The sequence below is a fragment of the Arthrobacter sp. 10N418 genome (assembly GCF_056394725.1).
The window spans coordinates 107,180-124,196 of the sequence record NZ_JBFTIK010000013.1 but is presented as its reverse complement, the minus strand read 5'-3'; the positions used below and the strand labels follow the sequence as shown (position 1 = coordinate 124,196).

Annotated in this window: 12 protein-coding genes; 6 read left to right on the top strand and 6 right to left on the bottom strand. The window is 67.8% G+C overall.

Annotated features, from left to right (window positions below; genetic code table 11):
- The first annotated feature begins 86 nt into the window (after window positions 1–86).
- The gene (locus tag AC1DCZ_RS12215; RefSeq protein WP_476974817.1) at window positions 87–536 is read left to right on the top strand and encodes a hypothetical protein; all 450 of its coding nucleotides are present in this window, start codon (window positions 87–89) and stop codon (window positions 534–536) included.
- A gap of 194 nt (window positions 537–730) precedes the next feature.
- A complete protein-coding gene (locus tag AC1DCZ_RS12210; RefSeq protein WP_476974816.1) occupies window positions 731–2,665 on the top strand; it encodes an FAD-binding monooxygenase in 1,935 nt (644 codons plus the stop codon).
- A 94-nt stretch (window positions 2,666–2,759) separates the two neighbouring features.
- Here AC1DCZ_RS12210 and AC1DCZ_RS12205 read toward each other — a convergent pair whose 3' ends face one another.
- Window positions 2,760–6,221 carry a DEAD/DEAH box helicase gene (locus AC1DCZ_RS12205; protein ID WP_476974815.1) on the bottom strand — a complete coding sequence of 1,154 codons (3,462 nt, stop codon included), beginning with the start codon at window positions 6,219–6,221 and terminating at the stop codon, window positions 2,760–2,762.
- Between the two features lie 285 nt (window positions 6,222–6,506).
- On the opposite strand from AC1DCZ_RS12205, the gene AC1DCZ_RS12200 reads away from it, so the two are divergent.
- Window positions 6,507–7,388, top strand: coding sequence for a DMP19 family protein (locus tag AC1DCZ_RS12200; protein WP_476974814.1), 882 nt, complete (start codon window positions 6,507–6,509; stop codon window positions 7,386–7,388).
- A gap of 49 nt (window positions 7,389–7,437) precedes the next feature.
- On the opposite strand, the gene AC1DCZ_RS12195 is transcribed toward AC1DCZ_RS12200, so the two are convergent.
- From AC1DCZ_RS12195 to trmB, 3 genes are all read right to left on the bottom strand, one after another.
- On the bottom strand, window positions 7,438–7,983 hold the full coding sequence (locus AC1DCZ_RS12195) for a COG4315 family predicted lipoprotein (RefSeq protein ID WP_476974813.1): 546 nt from the start codon (window positions 7,981–7,983) through the stop codon (window positions 7,438–7,440).
- 332 nt (window positions 7,984–8,315) lie between these two features.
- Window positions 8,316–9,098, bottom strand: coding sequence for a DUF1206 domain-containing protein (locus AC1DCZ_RS12190; RefSeq protein ID WP_476974812.1), 783 nt, complete (start codon window positions 9,096–9,098; stop codon window positions 8,316–8,318).
- A gap of 150 nt (window positions 9,099–9,248) precedes the next feature.
- Entirely contained in the window at window positions 9,249–10,172 is a 924-nt protein-coding gene (trmB, locus tag AC1DCZ_RS12185; protein WP_476974811.1) for a tRNA (guanosine(46)-N7)-methyltransferase TrmB, read from the bottom strand.
- Between the two features lie 218 nt (window positions 10,173–10,390).
- On the opposite strand from trmB, the gene AC1DCZ_RS12180 reads away from it, so the two are divergent.
- Window positions 10,391–11,638, top strand: a complete 1,248-nt coding sequence (locus tag AC1DCZ_RS12180) for an MFS transporter (RefSeq protein ID WP_476974890.1) — start codon at window positions 10,391–10,393, stop codon at window positions 11,636–11,638.
- A 20-nt stretch (window positions 11,639–11,658) separates the two neighbouring features.
- Here the strand turns inward: AC1DCZ_RS12180 and AC1DCZ_RS12175 are convergent, their stop codons facing one another.
- Window positions 11,659–12,945 (bottom strand): MFS transporter, encoded by a 1,287-nt coding sequence (locus AC1DCZ_RS12175; protein ID WP_476895956.1) that lies wholly within the window; start codon window positions 12,943–12,945, stop codon window positions 11,659–11,661.
- 17 nt (window positions 12,946–12,962) lie between these two features.
- Window positions 12,963–14,228 carry a M20 metallopeptidase family protein gene (locus tag AC1DCZ_RS12170; protein WP_476974810.1) on the bottom strand — a complete coding sequence of 422 codons (1,266 nt, stop codon included), beginning with the start codon at window positions 14,226–14,228 and terminating at the stop codon, window positions 12,963–12,965.
- Window positions 14,229–14,398: 170 nt separating this feature from the next.
- On the opposite strand from AC1DCZ_RS12170, the gene AC1DCZ_RS12165 reads away from it, so the two are divergent.
- The gene (locus AC1DCZ_RS12165; RefSeq protein WP_476895958.1) at window positions 14,399–15,433 is read left to right on the top strand and encodes an AsnC family transcriptional regulator; all 1,035 of its coding nucleotides are present in this window, start codon (window positions 14,399–14,401) and stop codon (window positions 15,431–15,433) included.
- Between the two features lie 110 nt (window positions 15,434–15,543).
- Window positions 15,544–17,007 (top strand): MFS transporter, encoded by a 1,464-nt coding sequence (locus AC1DCZ_RS12160; protein WP_476974809.1) that lies wholly within the window; start codon window positions 15,544–15,546, stop codon window positions 17,005–17,007.
- The last annotated feature ends 10 nt before the right edge of the window (window positions 17,008–17,017 follow it).

Sequence of the window (17,017 nt, the reverse complement as noted above, 5' to 3'; positions counted from 1 at the left end):
GCTGGCGGGTTGAATGAGGGCTGGATGGCCGCGCACACGCTGGCCAGCGAACTGCCGGAGACGCCGGGGGCACGCATGTTGGAATCATGGAAGACCGACGGTCCGGGGCTGCGCCCTGGATCGTCCGCGGGCGTGCTGTGAGCCAGGGGTTGGAATCGGCGGTCCTGTTCGCCGGTTCCCTGCCGGGCTCGATCCTGATGGCCTTGGGGCATGCGCTCGTTCTGGTGTGCGTCTGTTCTGACATGGCCAGGGTGCTCTCCGTGCCCCGCTCGCATCGGCGCTACGTGGCCAACACAATATTCAAGACCCTGGCGTTGCCGTCGATCCTGATCCTCGCGGTGAGTGTGCTGATCAATGCGGCCGCCGGAGCCTGGCAGGACGTGGCCTCGGGCGTCTTCCTGATCGTTGCCGTGACCTTCCGCTGGCGCCAGGACACCGACGAGGACAACTGGTGTAAGGGCAAAGGCAAGGCTGTGGGCCGCTGGTTCCGCAAGCGGACAGCCTCACGGCCCGTGGGCGGAGTGGCCACCGCCTGACGGCGGGCATCGTGTCCTTCGGATTCCCGCCACACACCTCATCCGTGAGTTGCTGCCGTGCTTGTAACCCACGTCATACCTGCCGTACAGTTTGGTTTCAGATCCACAATTCTATTATCGAACGTCACGTTCTATTATCGAACACACGATGACGGCGGCGGACCAACCACCACACAACGAAGTGAGGAATGCCAGTGCAGTTCCACCACCACGGTTACGTATCCGGTGACCCGCGAATCCGGCCAGCCGCCGGCGTCGGCATCGATCGGCCCACGCAAGTACCCGACGAGGTCGACGTGCTCATTGTGGGCACCGGGCCTGCAGGGATGCTAACCGCCGCGCAGCTGTCCCAGTTTCCCGGCATCACCACCCGGATCGTGGAGCGCCGCGGCGGCCGGCTGCCCATCGGCCAGGCCGACGGCATCCAGGCCCGGAGTGTCGAGACCTTCCAGGCCTTCGGCTTCGCCGAGCGGATCATCGCCGAGGCGTACCGGATCACTGAGATGGCCTTTTGGAAGCCGGACCCCGCCGACCCGGCCAAAATCGTCCGCACCGCCCGCGCCAAGGACGACACGACAGGCATCAGCGAGTTCCCGCACTTGATCGTCAACCAGGCCCGCGTCCTGGACTACTTCGCCGAGTTCATGGCCAACGCGCCCACCCGCATGTCGCCGGACTACGGCTTCGAGTTCCTGAGCCTCGAGGTCGACGACGCGGCGGACTACCCCGTCACCGTCACCCTCCTGCACACCGCCGGCCCCGACGAGGGCCGTGAGCGGACAGTCCGGGCGAAATACGTCGTAGGCGCGGACGGCGCCAGGAGCAAGGTCCGGGACTCGATTGGCTGCACCCTTGCGGGCGACCAGGCCAACCACGCCTGGGGCGTCATGGACGTCCTCGCCGTCACGGACTTCCCGGACATCCGCACCAAGTGCGCGATCCAGTCCGGCGCCGGCGGCAGCATCCTGCTGATCCCGCGCGAGGGCGGCTACCTCTTCCGCATGTACGTCGACCTCGGCGAAGTAGACCCGGATGACAACGGCGCCGTGCGCAGCACCACGATCGAGCAGATCATCGCCCAGGCCAACGAGATCCTGCACCCCTATACCCTCGATGTCCGCAACGTCGCATGGCACAGTGTGTACGAGGTCGGCCACCGCCTCACCGACCGGTTCGACGACGTCCTGCCGGACCAGCTCGGCACGCGCACGCCGCGCGTGTTCATCACCGGCGACGCATGCCACACGCACAGCGCCAAGGCCGGCCAGGGCATGAATGTCTCCATGCAGGACGGCTTCAACCTGGGCTGGAAGCTCGGGCACGTGCTTGAGGGCCGCAGCCCGGAGAGCCTGCTGTCCACGTATTCGGCTGAACGCCAGGTCATCGCGAAGAACCTCATCGACTTCGACAAGGAGTGGTCGACGCTCATGGCGAAGAAGCCCGAGGAGTTCCAAAGCCCCTCCGAGCTGGAGGACTTCTACGTGGGCACCGCCGAGTTCCCCGCCGGTTTCATGACCCAGTACGAACCCTCGCTGCTCATCGCCGCTCCCGCCCACCAGGACCTGGCCACCGGCTTCCCCATCGGCAAGCGCCTCAAGTCCGCGCCCGTTGTACGTGTCTGCGACACCAACCCGATGCACCTCGGCCACCACGCCACTGCGGACGGGCGGTGGCGCATCTATGTCTTCGCCGACGCTGCATCGCCCCAAACGCAACAGGAGGGAACGGCGTCGCCGGTCGCCGAGTTCGCCGAATGGATCGTGAACGCACCTGACTCGCCCCTCGCTGCAACCCCGGAAGGGGCTGACCTTGACGCATGGTTCGACGTGAAGGTCATCTACCAGCAGGAACACACTGGCGTCGACATCGGCGCCGTTCCGAAGGTGTTCAAGCCGCAGGTCGGACCATTTCAGCTGACTGACTACGAGAAGGTCTACGCTACCGATCCGGCGGCGGACATCTTCGAGCTTCGCGGCCTCGATCGCGGCGGCGTCGTCGTGGTGGTACGCCCGGACCAGTACGTGGCCAACATTCTGCCGCTGACGGCCACGGCCAAGCTCGGCGCATTCTTCGCACCCCTCCTACAGGCGGGCAACCACGTCCTCGAATTCCAGGATCACGCCGGCTAAGCGAAGACGCGGGCGCCTTCCTCGAGGTGTGGTGACGTTCCCGCCCAGTTGCTTCCGGCCGCACTTCGACAGACCCCTGAGTCCTTCGAGGCCCTCAGTCGTTGAACAGCCCGGCCAGATCGTCCGCCGTGAGCGCACCACCGGAGAGGGCATCGCCTTCCATGACGTCGGCAAAAAGCCGGGATTTCTTAGCCTTGAGCGCCATGACTTTCTCTTCAATGGTGTCCTTGGCCACGAGCCGGTAGACCATTACATTCCTGGCCTGGCCGATCCGGTGCGTCCGGTCCACGGCCTGAGCCTCCGATGCCGGATTCCACCACGGGTCCAGGAGGAACACGTAGTCCGCTTCCGTGAGGTTCAAGCCGAAGCCGCCTGCCTTGAGGCTGATCAGGAACACAGGGGCCGCGCCGTTCTTGAACTCGTTGACGACGTCGGTGCGGTTGCGGGTGCTGCCGTCCAGGTAGCAGAACTCGATGTTCTCCTCGACGAGCCGCTCGCGGACCTTGCCCAGGAAGCCGGTGAATTGGCTGAAGATCAGCGCACGGTGGCCCTCCGCCACCAGGTCCTGGAGCTGCTCGAACAGCACATCGAGCTTGCTTGAGCGCACTCCTGACAGCGACGGATCAATCAGCGAGGGGTCCAGGCTGAGCTGCCGCAGCAGGGTCAGCGACTGGAAGATGGTGAAACGGTTCTTGTTGACGTCCTCGATCAGGCCGAGGATCTTCTGGCGCTCCCGCTGAAGGTGGGTCTGGTACACCTTCTGGTGGCGCGGGTTCAGCACCACCTCGAGGATCTGTTCCTGCTTCGGGGGCAGATCGTGGATGACCTGCTCCTTGGTGCGACGCATCATCAGCGGACGGACCCGGCGGCGGAGCTTGTCCAGCTGCGCCTTGTCCCCGTTCTTCTCCACCGGCTTCTGGTAGTACTCGGCGAAACGCTTCGGACTGGAAAAGAGGCCCGGCGCAACGATCGAGGTGAGTGCCCAGAACTCCATCAGATTGTTCTCCAGCGGGGTACCGGTGATGGCCAGTTTGAAGGCAGCCGGCAGCTTGCGGGCGCACTGATAGGCCTTGGACTGGTGGTTCTTGACGAACTGGGCTTCGTCCAGGACCAGGCCGGCCCAGTCCCGGGACGCGTAGGCGTCGTAGTCGATCCGGAACAGGGCGTAGGAGGTGATGATGATGTCCGCGCCGGCCATGGCCTCGGCCGGCTTTGAACCACTCTTGGCGAAAGTCTCGCCGATCGCCCGGACCGTCAGGCCCGGTGCGAACCGTGCGGTCTCCGCCTCCCAGTTGCCCACGACACTGGTGGGAGCCACGACCAGGAAGGGGGCGGCGCCCGATACGGCCCCGGGCTCAGCGGACTCTCCCGCCGTTTCCTTGGCCGATTCCTTCGCGGCACACATCAGCGCCAGTGCCTGGACCGTCTTGCCGAGGCCCATGTCATCGGCAAGCACGCCGCCCAGCCCGTGGCGGTAGAGGAAGCTCAGCCAGTTGAAGCCTTCCAGCTGGTAGGGCCGCAGGTCGGCGTTCAGCGCTGAGGGCAGCGGCAAGCCCTTTACGCCGCCCTCCAGCAGGCCTCCGACCGCCTCGCGCCAGGCAGCCGCCTGTTCATCCACGATGCCGAGCTGTGCGAGTTCGTCCCAGAGACCGGCCTGGAAGCGGCTGATCTGCAGCGGCGCGTCCTTGTTGTCCTGCAGCGACCTGGCTTCATCAATCAGGGCCCGCAGCTGGTGCAGTTCGGGCAGATCCAGCGAGAAGTAGGCGCCACTCGGCAGGAGCATGCGGGTCTGGCCTGCCGCGAGGGCCGAAAACAGTGCCGCGAAGGAGACCGGCTGGCCTTCCAGGGTGATCACGATGCCAAGATCGAACCAGTCCCGGCTGTCTGTCGCCTTGGTTGAAATCGCCACCACCGGGGCCTCTTCGGCCTCGCGGTAGTCCGCCATTTCGCCGGCAGTGTCCACGGCGACGCCGGGGAGCTCGCGGAGGCGGGGGAGCACCTCCTCGGTGAAGGCCAGCGTGTCCAGGCCCGTGAGTTCCGCCGTCGCCGTGAGGCGCGGTGTTCCCCAGCCTCCGGTTGCGGATTCACCCAGTGCCGGGACCGCGTCCCACGGCTGCCCGACTCCTTCAAGAATGCGGGCCTCGGCGGCGTCGTCCCGGTAGCCGTGATCGCCGGGGTGGCGCCACAGGGGCTGGGCTGTGACCAGGTTCCCGGACTTGTAGTGCCATTCCCAGTGCAGCCGGACCCTGTGGTCGGCACCGTAATTGGCGAGCAGGGACAGGGTGGGAACGGCCAGCGTGGGCAACTCCACGGACTCATCGGAGGCCGTGACCCGGGCCGTTTGCTTGAGCTTGGGGTAGAAACCCGTCAGGAAACGGCTTTCGTCCCGGGCCGGAATGTGCAGTGTGGTCCCTGCCGTGACGAAAGTGAGGAGTTCCTCGCTGAGCCCGCTTTCCAGCGGGGCGAGCGTGATCAGGGAATCCGCCGGGGCGACGCCGGGCAGAGCGTCCCCGCCGGAAGTCAGGAAGATCCCGTGGGCGGGGTGGCCGATGGTCCCAACGGACGCCGGATCGACAACGACGCCCTCGACCGTGATGGTCGGCGCGAGCGCCAGGCCGCCGTCGTCTACACCGCCGCCGGCGGACGGTGCGGTTGCCCCGGCCCCGCCGTCATGGCCCGTCGCTGCGCCGAAGCGGGTGAGGTTCAGCCCGACGGCGGCCGCCTGGTCCACGACGCGAACCGGCTCCGTGCCGCGGTTATGGACCAGGGCGACGCCGATCTTCTGCGCCTCGGCCAGCAGGCTCCACAGGTTCTTCCCTGCGTAGGTGTTCAGCCCCAGCCAAGGTGCGGTGCCAGCGTGCCGGCGGTTGGCCACTGCCGTATGGGAAGCCAGGAATTCCTGCATCCACTCGACATGGGCCTCGTTGCATTCGCGGCGGAAGTTCAGGTAGCTCAGGGTGTTCCAGGAGACGTCTCCGCGGATCCATTTGCCCTTGGCCCCCATGATCACGGGCCGCGCCTTGAGCTGGCACACGCTGCGGAGCGGATCGCGGCGGCCGGTGTAGGAGAAATGCGGGGCGGGCTCCTCGACCTCGAACTGGAGTGCCAGCGGGATGCCGTTGGTGGACTGGGTGATGCCGGGACGGGCAATCAGCGGGCTGAGCGCCTGCTCCCAGTCCGCCACCTCCAAAGGCGCACTCTGGCGGGACAGCCGCGTGACATCTGCTGGCGCCAGCAGCTGGATCCGGGTTGCGGGGTTGTCTTCGGCCGCGAACAGGAGGGCGGCCACATGCTTGCAGTCCTTGCGGACGGGGCAGCTGCAGACGCCCACAGTGCAGCTCCAGCCGCCCGCCTTCCGGACCAGCTTCGCCGTCGTCGAATAGGGCACGTCCGGGCCGCCCCGCACCTTGCCCAGCAGCAGCCCGGTGGCGGCGTCGAAGGAGATCCCGGAAACACGGCTCCCCATGGCGTAGGCAAGTCCGGCCGCAAGGGAGCGGTCGTTGATTGCGGGAGTCTGTATTGCCAGTGCCGCACTCTCGTCCGGATGGGATGGCATGTGCGCGCTACTTTCAGCAGTTGGTCATCTGATCCATCTTAGCGAGCCTGAAGGGGACCCCGAACCTTCACGCAAGGTCGGCCGAAATCGCCGGAAGCCTTCGGGATCGCCCTAAGCTTCCGGCGATCTCGCACTCTTCCGGCTACCCCGAGTCCGGGCCGGCCGTCTTCAAACGGTCCTTGAATCTTCTCCTGACGTTCAACCGGGGCTCGGCCGACGGCGGCGGGGCCCGCCTACCTTGGAAGAGTCCGGACTATCAGCCGACTTCAGCAGTAAGGATCTCTCATGACCAACGGTGAGCCCACCAGCCAGTCCGCCAACAACTACCCCACCGTGCTGACCACGGAGGGCATGAACGGCGGAAACGAGGACGTTGTCGACGCGAACGTAAACGTCGTCAACACCATGTTTGCGGAACTGCTCGACGCCGGGGAAATCTCCCCGGCTGCGCTGCTCAGCTACTACGTGGACTTCTACCTGACGCAGTCGCTGGGCGGCGGCTTCGCCCAGTACGTATTCACCGCGCCCGAACGCGAAGAGATCGACCCCTTCGTCCGGGAAGGCCTGGAACGGATGGGCGCAACCCGGCACCTGGATCTGTTCAACCGGACTGTGGCCGCCTTCGGCGCCCTTTCCGATACCGACGTCGACGCGTATCTGGACGGCGGCACGGGCTGGAATGCCGCGGGTGATGCTGCTGATGACGGAACGTCGGAGGCCGTGAAGCGCATGGAAGAGTTGGATGGGGAGTTCGAGTCGCTCCTGGAAACCGAGGACATCCTGGAGCTGAACGCCGCCTGGCTCCGCAGCCAGGACGGTCTGCTGGTCCTCTCCGACGACGAGCTCGATGCCCACATCGCCGGGCGCGTGGCACGGATCCCCAACCTGGCCGAGCGCCAGGCGGCCGCTGCCGAGGAAGCGCTCCTGGACGCCCCGGAATTTGAGCAGATTATTCGCGAGCTGTGCGATGTTGCGGGCCACACCCTGCTGCGGATCTCCATGGGCGATCCCAACTACGAGCACAACGGAGAGACCACCTTGGCCTGGCACTTCGCTACCGACCAGGGGGAATTCCTCATGGTGGAGGATGACGACGAAGCATTTATGCTCGATCCTCGGACCAGGGAGATCCTTGCCGCCCTGGAGTTCGAAGAGGCCGACGCCTAAACGGAAGCCCCCGGCCGGGGATCGCCGGCCGGGGTGAGGCGCGTGGTCGTTAGTAGCCGCCGGCCGCGGACGTGACCATCGCCCCGGAGGGGGTCACGAGATACCAGACGCCGCCTACGCCCTGGCCCAGGATGTCACCGGGGGCCTGGTCCTTGGCAAAGTAGTACACGCGCATGCCGTTGATGGTCAGCTGCTTCTTGCCGTCCGCTGTTGCGGCGGTTCCCACCGTGCCCATGACGCCGGTGGCCGCGGGAGTGTCGGACGCGGTGGTGACTGCCGGCCAGTTGTTGGCGCACGAGCCGGTGCAGGCGGTGGTCCCGGAATCCTTGGTGTCCTTCGTAAAGACGTAGACGCTCATGCCCTTCATGTCCACGACGATCTGCCCGGCCCTGGACGGGGCCACCATGAGGTCCGCCGCTGCTGCGGCAGGCGCCGACGATGACGCGGCAGGCGCTGACGATGACGACGCTGCAGGCGCAGGTGCCGTCGTCGTCGCCGCCGTCGACGTTGTTGACGTTGCGGTGGTGCCGGCACAGCCGGAGAGGACGGCCGCGAGGGCGAAGGCGGACAAGCCAATGCTGAGGTGCTTCTTCATCTGCTGCTCCTTGACTCGAGCCAGCCCAACTCGGAGGCCGGCGCTAACCCTTATGACGTCGCCGGGGGACAAATGGTTCAGGGCGGCGCCGTGGACTGCCGCCCTGCTCAATCACTGCTGAATCACGAGCCGTCCCGGACCGCGGGCAGCGTGCTTCCGGCGAGGCTCAACTGTCGGTCCGGGCAGAACCGGGCCTGCCCGCAGGACCGTGAAACCACGGAAGTCCCCGTCCACGGCGAGGACGTCGGCACGCATTCCCGTCCGCAGGCTCCCGACTTCGTCTTCCAGACCTGCGATCTGTGCCGGCACGCCCGGGGGCCCCGCCGCCGGCGTTACATCTTGGCGAGCCTGGCCCGCATTGCCATGAAGATGCCGTAGCAGATCAGCCCGACGCCGACGGCTGCCAGCATGTACATGCCCATGGGCTGCTCGCGCAGGGCCCTCAGGCCGCCGTCGAGCCCCGTGGACTCGTCCGGATCCGCCTTCCAGGTGGCGATGACGATCAGCAGCCCCGTCAGGAGCAGGGCGACGCCCTTAGCGGCGTAGCCTGCGATTCCGGTGGCGGTCACCGCGGAGCGGGCGTGGCCGTTGGACGGCATGACCAGGTACTTGATGAAGGACTTCCTGAAGCCGCGGATGGCGTAGACGACACCGGTAAGGGCCACTGCGCCGCCGAGGATGAACAGGAGCAGGGTCCCGCCCGGTGCCTGCATGAGTTGCAGGGTGAGGTCGCTCGTGGAGCGGCGGTGGTCCGCCCGGGCGCCGATGGCGACGGACGCCAGCGTGAGTGCGAAGCCGGTGTACACGACGGCCTGGAGGGTGGCCTTGAGCTTCTTGCCGACCTTTTTCTTCGTGGGCAGGTGCTCGAAGTCGAAGATGGCGTCGCTGGCCTGCCAGATGGCCAGTGCGACGCAGGCTGCGAAGGCGCTCCAGAGAAGCACGGGTCCTGCCGGCTGCACGGCGAGCTCCTGGACGGCGCCGCTGACGTCGGCCTGGCCCTGTCCGCCCATGGCCAGTCGGAGGGCGACCAGGCCGATGAGGAAATGCAGGATGCCGCTGACGGCAAATCCCGCCCGCGCCGCCACCTCGAGCGGCTTGGAATTGGTGACGTCCACGGCGACTTCGACGGCGTCTTTTAGTTCTTTTTTGATGGTCGATCCTACTCCGGTCCGTTCCGGGGCCGTGGGTCCGCCCCGGGAATTCTTTTCCCGTTATGGTGCCACGCCGGACCGTCCGGGAACAGCGCCGCGGGCAGCGCCCCCGGCTTAGCGGCGCCGGTAACTGAGGTCGAAGATGAGCCGGCCGGCCTCGTGCGCCTTGTTCTCGAAGCTGGTCAGGATCCGGCCCTCGAACCTCGGCGCCCAGCCGCCGGTTTCGTCGGTTCCATGGTTGGGTCCGGTGTGTTCGGTGCTCACAGGCGCGCGGCCCTCCTTGACGGGCGCCCCGCCCACGAGGGATTCCACGCCGGATTCCCACACCCGGGTGAGGGGGCTCTCGTCCCGGCTGCGCTCACCCGCATGCAGGTTCTCAAAGGCGGCCGAGCCGGCCAGGACGTCGCGCACGTGAACGGCGTAGTTGGACCAGTCCGTCGCGATCCGCCAGATGCCGCCGGGCTTCAGGGCCCGCGCTGCGAGCTCGGCGAACTCGGGCTGGATGAGGCGGCGCTTGTGGTGGCGGGATTTGTGCCACGGATCCGGGAAGAAGACCCACAGCTCAGTGACGGAACCGGCCGGCAACATCGTGGCCAGCACCTCAGGGGCGTTCGCTTCCACCACGCGGACGTTGCTCAGCTTCCGCCCGTTGATCTTGATCAGGGTGTTGGCGAGACCCGGCGTGTAGACCTCCACGGCGAGGAAGTCCGTGTCCGGGTTCTCCTCCGCGGCATGGCACACGGCGTCGCCGAGGCCGGAGCCGATCTCCACGATCAGCGGAGCTTTCCGGCCGAACTCGGCCTCCGCGTCGAAGACGTAGTCCGGGTGCACCGAGGTGTTGGCGATGTGGCGCGGGACCTCGACGGCCCACCGGTCCGAGTGCTCTTCCCACGCGGCCTGGCGGCGGCCCTGCAACCGGGTTCCGCGGCGCACGAAGCTGACCGGCCGGCCGCCGTAGGTGCCGAAGGAGGCCTGGCTGCCGGGCGTCACGGGGCGTGCGGGCTGCGGAGTCTGCGGGGATTCAGGGGATTCACTCATCCCTTCCAGAATAGAGGAAATCCCGCACCCGCACGGGCCCGCACGGCCCCGCACGGCCCCGCTCGGTGGGGTCCGCGGGGGTCCGCGGGAGCCCGCGGGGCCGGCTCCCGCCCCGGGGCCGTTGACACACGGTGCGGCCGGGGCTCTGCCAGAATGGGTCCGTGACTGTGCCGAAGAGGGTCCCGCAGACCGCTGCCAGCAGCCCCGCCGTCGAGGGCGTGCCTCACGGCCGCCGCGGCACTTTGGTGGACCCTGACGACGTTCCGGCATCAGGGTCCACCCGCGTCGGGAGCCGCCGCGCACTGGCCTACCTCGGCGTCTGCCTGGTATTGATCGGGCTGAACCTGCGCACCGTGTTCTCCAGCTTTTCCGCCGTGCTACCCGAGGTGACGGCCGACGCCGGGCTGCCGGGCTGGGCGGTGGTGGTTCTCACCACCGTGCCGGTGACGTTGCTCGGCGTGTTCGCCCCGGCCGCCCCGGTGCTGGCCCGCCGTTTCGGTGCCGAGCGCGTGCTCCTGGGCGCCATGGCTGTCCTGACCGCCGGGCTGTTGTTGCGCCCCGTGGAAGGAGGCGGGGCCGGCCACCTTCCGGCGCTTCTGGCCGGAACAGCGGCATGCGGAGCCGCGATTTCGCTCTGCAACGTGCTGCTGCCGGGACTTGTGAAGCGCGACTTCCCGGACCGCCTCGGCCTGATGGGCGGGCTCTACACGACGGCGATCTGCGCCTCGGCGGCCCTCGGCGCCGGCTTCACCTACCCGGTGTTCAGGGCGACCGGGGAGTGGTCCGCGGCGCTGTGGTTCTGGTCGCTGCCGGCCGGCGTCGTTCTCCTCCTGTTCCTGCCGCTGGCCGTCCGCCAACGGCACGGCCGCCAGCTGCAGGCAGCCCAAGGGGTCAACGTGTGGCGGTCGGCCATCGCCTGGCAGGTGACCATCTTCATGGTCCTGCAGGCAATGATGTCGTTCAGCGTCTTTGCCTGGCTGGCGCCGATCCTGCGCGAACGCGGGGTGGACGGCGGGACAGCCGGGCTGATCGTCTCGGCCTCGATTGTGCTGCAGATGCTCGGTTCCCTGTTCGCTCCTGCACTGGCTGCCCGCTTCCGCGACCAGCGCGCCATCAATACGGTGGTGGCGCTGATGACCGGCGGAGGGTTCGCGTTGAGCATCTTCGGGCCGCCGGAGCTCATCTGGCTGTGGACCGGGCTGCTGGGCCTCGGCCAGGGCAGCCTGACCGCCGTCGCACTCACCATGATCATGCTCCGCACCCGCGACGGCCACACCGCTGCCCACCTGTCCGGGATGATGCAGGGCGTTGGCTACGGGCTCGGTTCGACCGGAACCCTCCTGGTCGGCCAGCTGCACCAGTCCACGGGATCCTTCGTTGCGGCGGGTGTGCTGTTCCTCGCAGTTGGTGCCCTGGCCGCGGTGTTCGGCTACCGCGCCGGCCGGAACGCGTTCATCGGCGGCTGATCCCGGTTGCAGGCGCGGGATCAGCCGCGCAGGTCCTTTCCGTTGGTCTCCGGGATGCTGAAGATGAACGCGATGCTGATGACCAGCAGGACCACGGCGTAGAGGTTGAAGGCCTGCGCCATGCCGACGTCCTTGAGCCATTGCTGCAGGTAGGGCGCGGTGCCGCCGAAAGCCGCCACGCAGATCGAGTAGGGGACGCCGACGCCGACCGTCCGGATGCTGGTCGGGAAGAGTTCCGCGAACACGGCCGGCACAATAGCTGCGCTCGCGGCGATGAAGATGAGCATCACGGACATGCTGACCGCCAGCTGCCAGGCGGAGTCCTTCAGCAGCCACGTCATCGGGAAGTGCAGCACGGCCGCCCCGGTGGCGCCGGCCCACAGCACTTTCTTGCGGCCGATCCGGTCCGAAAGCTTGCCCCAGAACGGCAGGGCGGCGATGAAGACGAGGTTGCCGACCACTCCGGCCCAGAGGGCCTCGCCCCTGTCGATCTTCAGCGCCGTGGTGGCGTAGCTGGGAGCCACAACGCCCCAGATGTAGTAGATGACAGTTAGCCCCACGGTCAGGCCGATCACCTGGAATGCCTGCTTGCGGTGCCGGACGATCTGCGGCCAGATCGGCTCCCGCTTCTCGTCCGCGGGCTCGTTCTCGAACACGGTGCTTTCGTGCAGCCGGGCCCTCATTACCAGCGCGTAGAGGCCAAACGCGGCGCCGATCAGGAACGGGACGCGCCAGCCCCAGGCGTTCATCATGTCGGCGCTCAGGCTCATGTTCAGGACCGCGCCGAGCAGGGTGCCGAACAGGATGCCGACCGTGCCGGACGTGTAGATCAGGGTGGCCCAGAAGCCGCGGTGTTCCCGCGGCGCGATCTCGGACAGGTAGGTCTGCGACGACGGCAGCTCGCCGCCGTGCGCAAGTCCCTGGACCAGCCGGGCCACCAGCAGCAGCAGGGACGCCCAGACGCCGGCGGCGGCGAACGTCGGTGCGATGCCGATGAGCAGGCTGCCCAGCGAGGCCAAGCCGACGGCGAGGGTCATGGACGCCTTCCGGCCGATCCTGTCGCCGATCCAGCCGAACAGGAATCCGCCAAAGGGCCGCGCCACGAAGCCGACGGCGAAGATCGCCAAGGTGGACAGCACGGCCGAGGCGGGATCTGCCTTGCTGAACAGCTGGCTGGCGATGAACGGCGTGAACGTCGCGTAAATCGCCCAGTCGTACCACTCGACGGCGTTGCCGATGCCGGTGCCGACGAGGGTCTTCCGGAGCGTTGCCCGGGCCTCGCGCTGCGGGTTGAGAGTGCTTGTCATGGGTGTCTCCAGAATGATCAGGGGCGGGTGCCGGATGCGGCGGGGGCGGGGGAAGAGGCCAGCGCGGCAATCCGCTGCAGTGCCAGTTCGGCGTAGAGCGCCGCGCCGTCGGCGAGGACGCCGTCGTCGAACGTGGCGTAGGGGGAGTGGTTGAAGGCGGACGTGGCGTGGTCCGCGTCCCGGGGCACGGCGCTCAGCCCGATGAACGTGGACGGGACTTCCTCCATGACCCGGGAGAAGTCCTCCGAACCGCTGAGCGGGTTGGCGAAGCGGACGTGCCGGTCTTCGCCGAAGAGTTCGTGGATGACCCGCTCGGCCGTGTGCGTCTCGTCCTCGTCGGTGACGCTGAGCGGGTACTCGTCCCGGTAGTCCACGTCCACCTCAAGTCCATGGGCTGCGGCGATGCCCTTGAGCAGCGTAGGGATGGCGGCCATCATTTTCTCCCGGGCCGCCGCCGAGAACGTGCGCACCGTCGCTTCGAAGCGCGCGGTCTCGGGGATGATGTTGCGCTTGGTGCCGGCCTGGAGCACGCCCACGGTCAGGACGACGGGATCGAACATGTTGAACTGGCGCGTGATCATGACCTGAAGCGCGGTGACCATCTCCGCCGCGGCCGTCACCGGGTCCTTGGCGGCATGCGGCGCGGAGCCGTGTCCGCCGGCGCCGAACACGGTGACAAAGAGGCCATCGGAGGCGCTCATGATCACGCCCGGGCGGGTGCAGAAGCGGCCGTACGGCTCCAGCGACGAAAACACGTGCATGCCGTAGGCGGCGTCCACCCGGCGGCCTGCGGCGTCCAGCACGCCCTCGCGGATCATGTGGCCGGCGCCGTCGAAACCCTCCTCCCCGGGCTGGAACATCAGGACGACGTCGCCCGCGAGTTCGTTCCGCCGCTCGGCCAGGAGCGTTGCGGCACCGGTGAGCATCGCCGTGTGGAGGTCATGGCCGCAGGCGTGCATGGCGCCGTCGATCCGGGACGTGAAATCGGCGCCGGTTTTTTCCTGCACCGGCAGGGCGTCCATGTCCGCCCGAAGCAGCACGGCGGGGCGCCCCGCGGCGTTGGCTGCAGGCTCCCCGCCGCGCGGTGCCTGCCCGCGGAGGACCGCCGTCACCGACGTCGTGTCCCGGCCGAGGCTGATCTCGTAGGGGAGTCCTTCGAGCGCCTTGAGCACCTTTTCCTGCGTCCGCGGGAGGCTCAGGCCAATCTCCGGCTCCCGGTGCATTTCGTGCCGGAACCGTGTGAGGTCTCCCTGCAACTCCTTGGCGTCTGCGGCGGTAGTCATTCATCCTCCAGGTCTCGGTGGTGCGTTTTTCGGGGCGCCTGTGGATCCAGGCTTTCGTGATGTTCTCCGGCCATTCTGTAGTGGCGTGCCTCACATCGGACGGTGATTGCTGGAATAATGCAGAACCAAGAGGCAATTCAAAGGATTCGCGCATTCTAGAAAGGCAGGGGATGGAACTCAGCGAGGATGACCTGGCGCTGATCAACGCGCTGCAGATAGCGCCCCGCCTGAGCTGGCACGACGCGTCCGAGGTCCTGGGCGTCCACGCCACCACCCTGGCCGCCCGCTGGGAGCGGCTGCGCGCCGCGGGCGCCTCCTGGGTCACGGCCCATCTGATCGGTGATCCGAAACAGATGTGCCTGGCCATGGTGGATATCGACTGTGAAATGCACCGGCGGGCGCAGGTGACCGCGGCCCTCGCCGCACTGCCGGCCGTTGTCACGATCGATGAGGCCGCCAGCAACCGGGACCTGATGCTGACCGTGATCACTCCGTCCCTGGAACAATTCAGTGCCGATGTCGTGGCGCGGTTCAAAGACATCGAAGGGCTGGTGAAATACCAGATCGCCTTGTGCACCCGGCTCCACAGCGGCGGCGGTGCCTGGCGGCTCAACGTCCTGGACCGCAAGCAGCAGTCGGCGCTGGCGGCCCTGGCCGGCCCGGAAGCGACAGGCCTGATGCATGCCGTGCCCGCCGGGCCGCCGTTGCAGGCGAGCCATCTGGCACTGCTTCCGTTCCTTTCCAGGGACGGGCGGGCGTCGGCTGCCGAAATGGCGCGGGCCCTGGACCGGCACCCGGCCACCGTGCAGCGGCAACTCAGCCGGGTCCTGGCCAGCGGAATGCTGTCCTTCCGGTGCGAAATTGCGCAGAAGGAGTCCGGGTTCCCCGTCACGTGCCAATGGTTCGCCAACGTTCCTGCAGGCCAGCACGACGCCGCAGCGGCGGCCCTGCGGGGTTTCCGGAACATCAGGCTCAGCGCCTCCACCACGGGCCGCACCAACTTCGTCATCATCATGTGGCTGCAGTCCCTCGCCGAGGTCATGAATGCTGAGCTGGCGCTTCGGCAGCGGGTCCCCGGCATCGAACTGGCCGAGAGCGTCATCATGCTCAGCCCGGTCAAGCGCGTGGGCTGGATGTTGAACCCGGACTCAACGGCCACCGGGGCCGTCGTCGTCCCGGCCCATGGACTCGACGTCGCGGTCTAGAGGAGGATGGTGCGCGCCGCCGGGCAGCTGTGGGATGCTTCCCCTCTAGCTTTCAACCAGAACCGTGCAACCGAGACCTCAGCGTTGGTTGAGGTCCTGCGGCTGCCTCCATGACTATCGATCAGGCCCCTCCCGTGTCCCGTTCCGCCCCGACCCTGGCCCCCGAACCGGCCGGCATCTTCCACCGCAGCTACCTGCTCGTGACGTTCGGCGCCTGCGCGCTGGTGTTCCTGGCAGCGTTTGAGTCCTTGGCGGTGACCACGATCATGCCGCTGGTCAGCCGTGAACTGGGCGGGGCCGGCCTGTATGCGCTGGCCTTCGCCGGCCCGCTCGCCACCGGCGTCATCGGGATGGTGGCCACCGGGAGCTGGTCCGACCGGCGCGGGCCCGTCGTTCCGCTCTACGGATCGGTGGCCATGTTCGCGCTCGGCCTGCTGATCGCCGGAACCGCCGTTGACATGCCCGTTCTCGTGTCCGGGCGGCTCGTGCAGGGACTGGGCGGGGGCGGCATGACGGTGGCGCTCTACGTGGTGATCGCCCGCGTGTACCCGCCGGTGCTGCATGCGAAGATCTTCGCGGCCTTCTCCGCCGCGTGGGTGGTCCCGTCCCTTGTGGGTCCGTTCGCGGCCGGGCTCGTGGCCCAGCTGGCCAGCTGGCACTGGGTCTTCCTGGGGGTGGTGGGACTGGTGCTGCCGGCCCTGCTCATGATCGCTCCTGCCTTGCGCGGACTGCGCGGCACCGCCGAAGGCGCCCCCGGTGACCCCCACCGAATCGGCCCCCGGAGCGACCCCAACGGCACGGCGGACCCCCGGCAGCCGAAAGCCCCGCGCACGACCTCGGGCTACGCCCGGCTGGCCTGGGCAATGCTTGCGGCGCTCGCCGTGCTGGGACTGAACCTTTCCGCGCAGGTACCCGTGGCCGGGGGTGCCCTGGCGGCGGCCGCCGTCGTCGTGGCGCTCGTAGCGGTCCGTCCCCTGATGCCGCAGGGAACCCTCGCAGCCCGCCGCGGACTCCCGAGCGTCATCCTGACCCGCGGCCTCGCGTCCGCCGCCTTCTTCGGGGCTGAGGTGTACCTGCCCTACCTGCTGGTGGAACGCTATGTCTTCTCGCCCACGTTCGCGGGTCTCACCCTCACCGGCGGCGCGCTCGCGTGGGCGGCGGCATCGGCCATCCAAGGCAGGCTCGGTGCCCGGTTGGGCCATCGGCGTGCGGTCCGGATCGGTTCGGCGCTCGTGCTCGGCGCCGTCGTCCTGGCACTCGTGACCACGGTGCTGGCGTGGCCGGCCGCCGTCGCGATCACCGGCTGGGTATTTGCCGGCGGCGGCATGGGCTTGATGTATCCGCGCCTGAGCGTCATGACCCTGGCCCTTTCCACCAAGGACACGGAAGGCTTCAACAGCTCGGCGATGTCCATCTCCGATTCCCTGGGCGGCGCACTCGCCCTGGCCGCCACAGGGTTGGTCTTTGCCGCGTTCACGACGACGGTCGCGTCCTTTGCTGGGGTGTTCGCCTTGACGGCGGTGGCAGGCGCTGCCGCCGTCGCGGTTGCCCCGCGCGTCGCCGCGCACCCTTAGCCGCGCACCC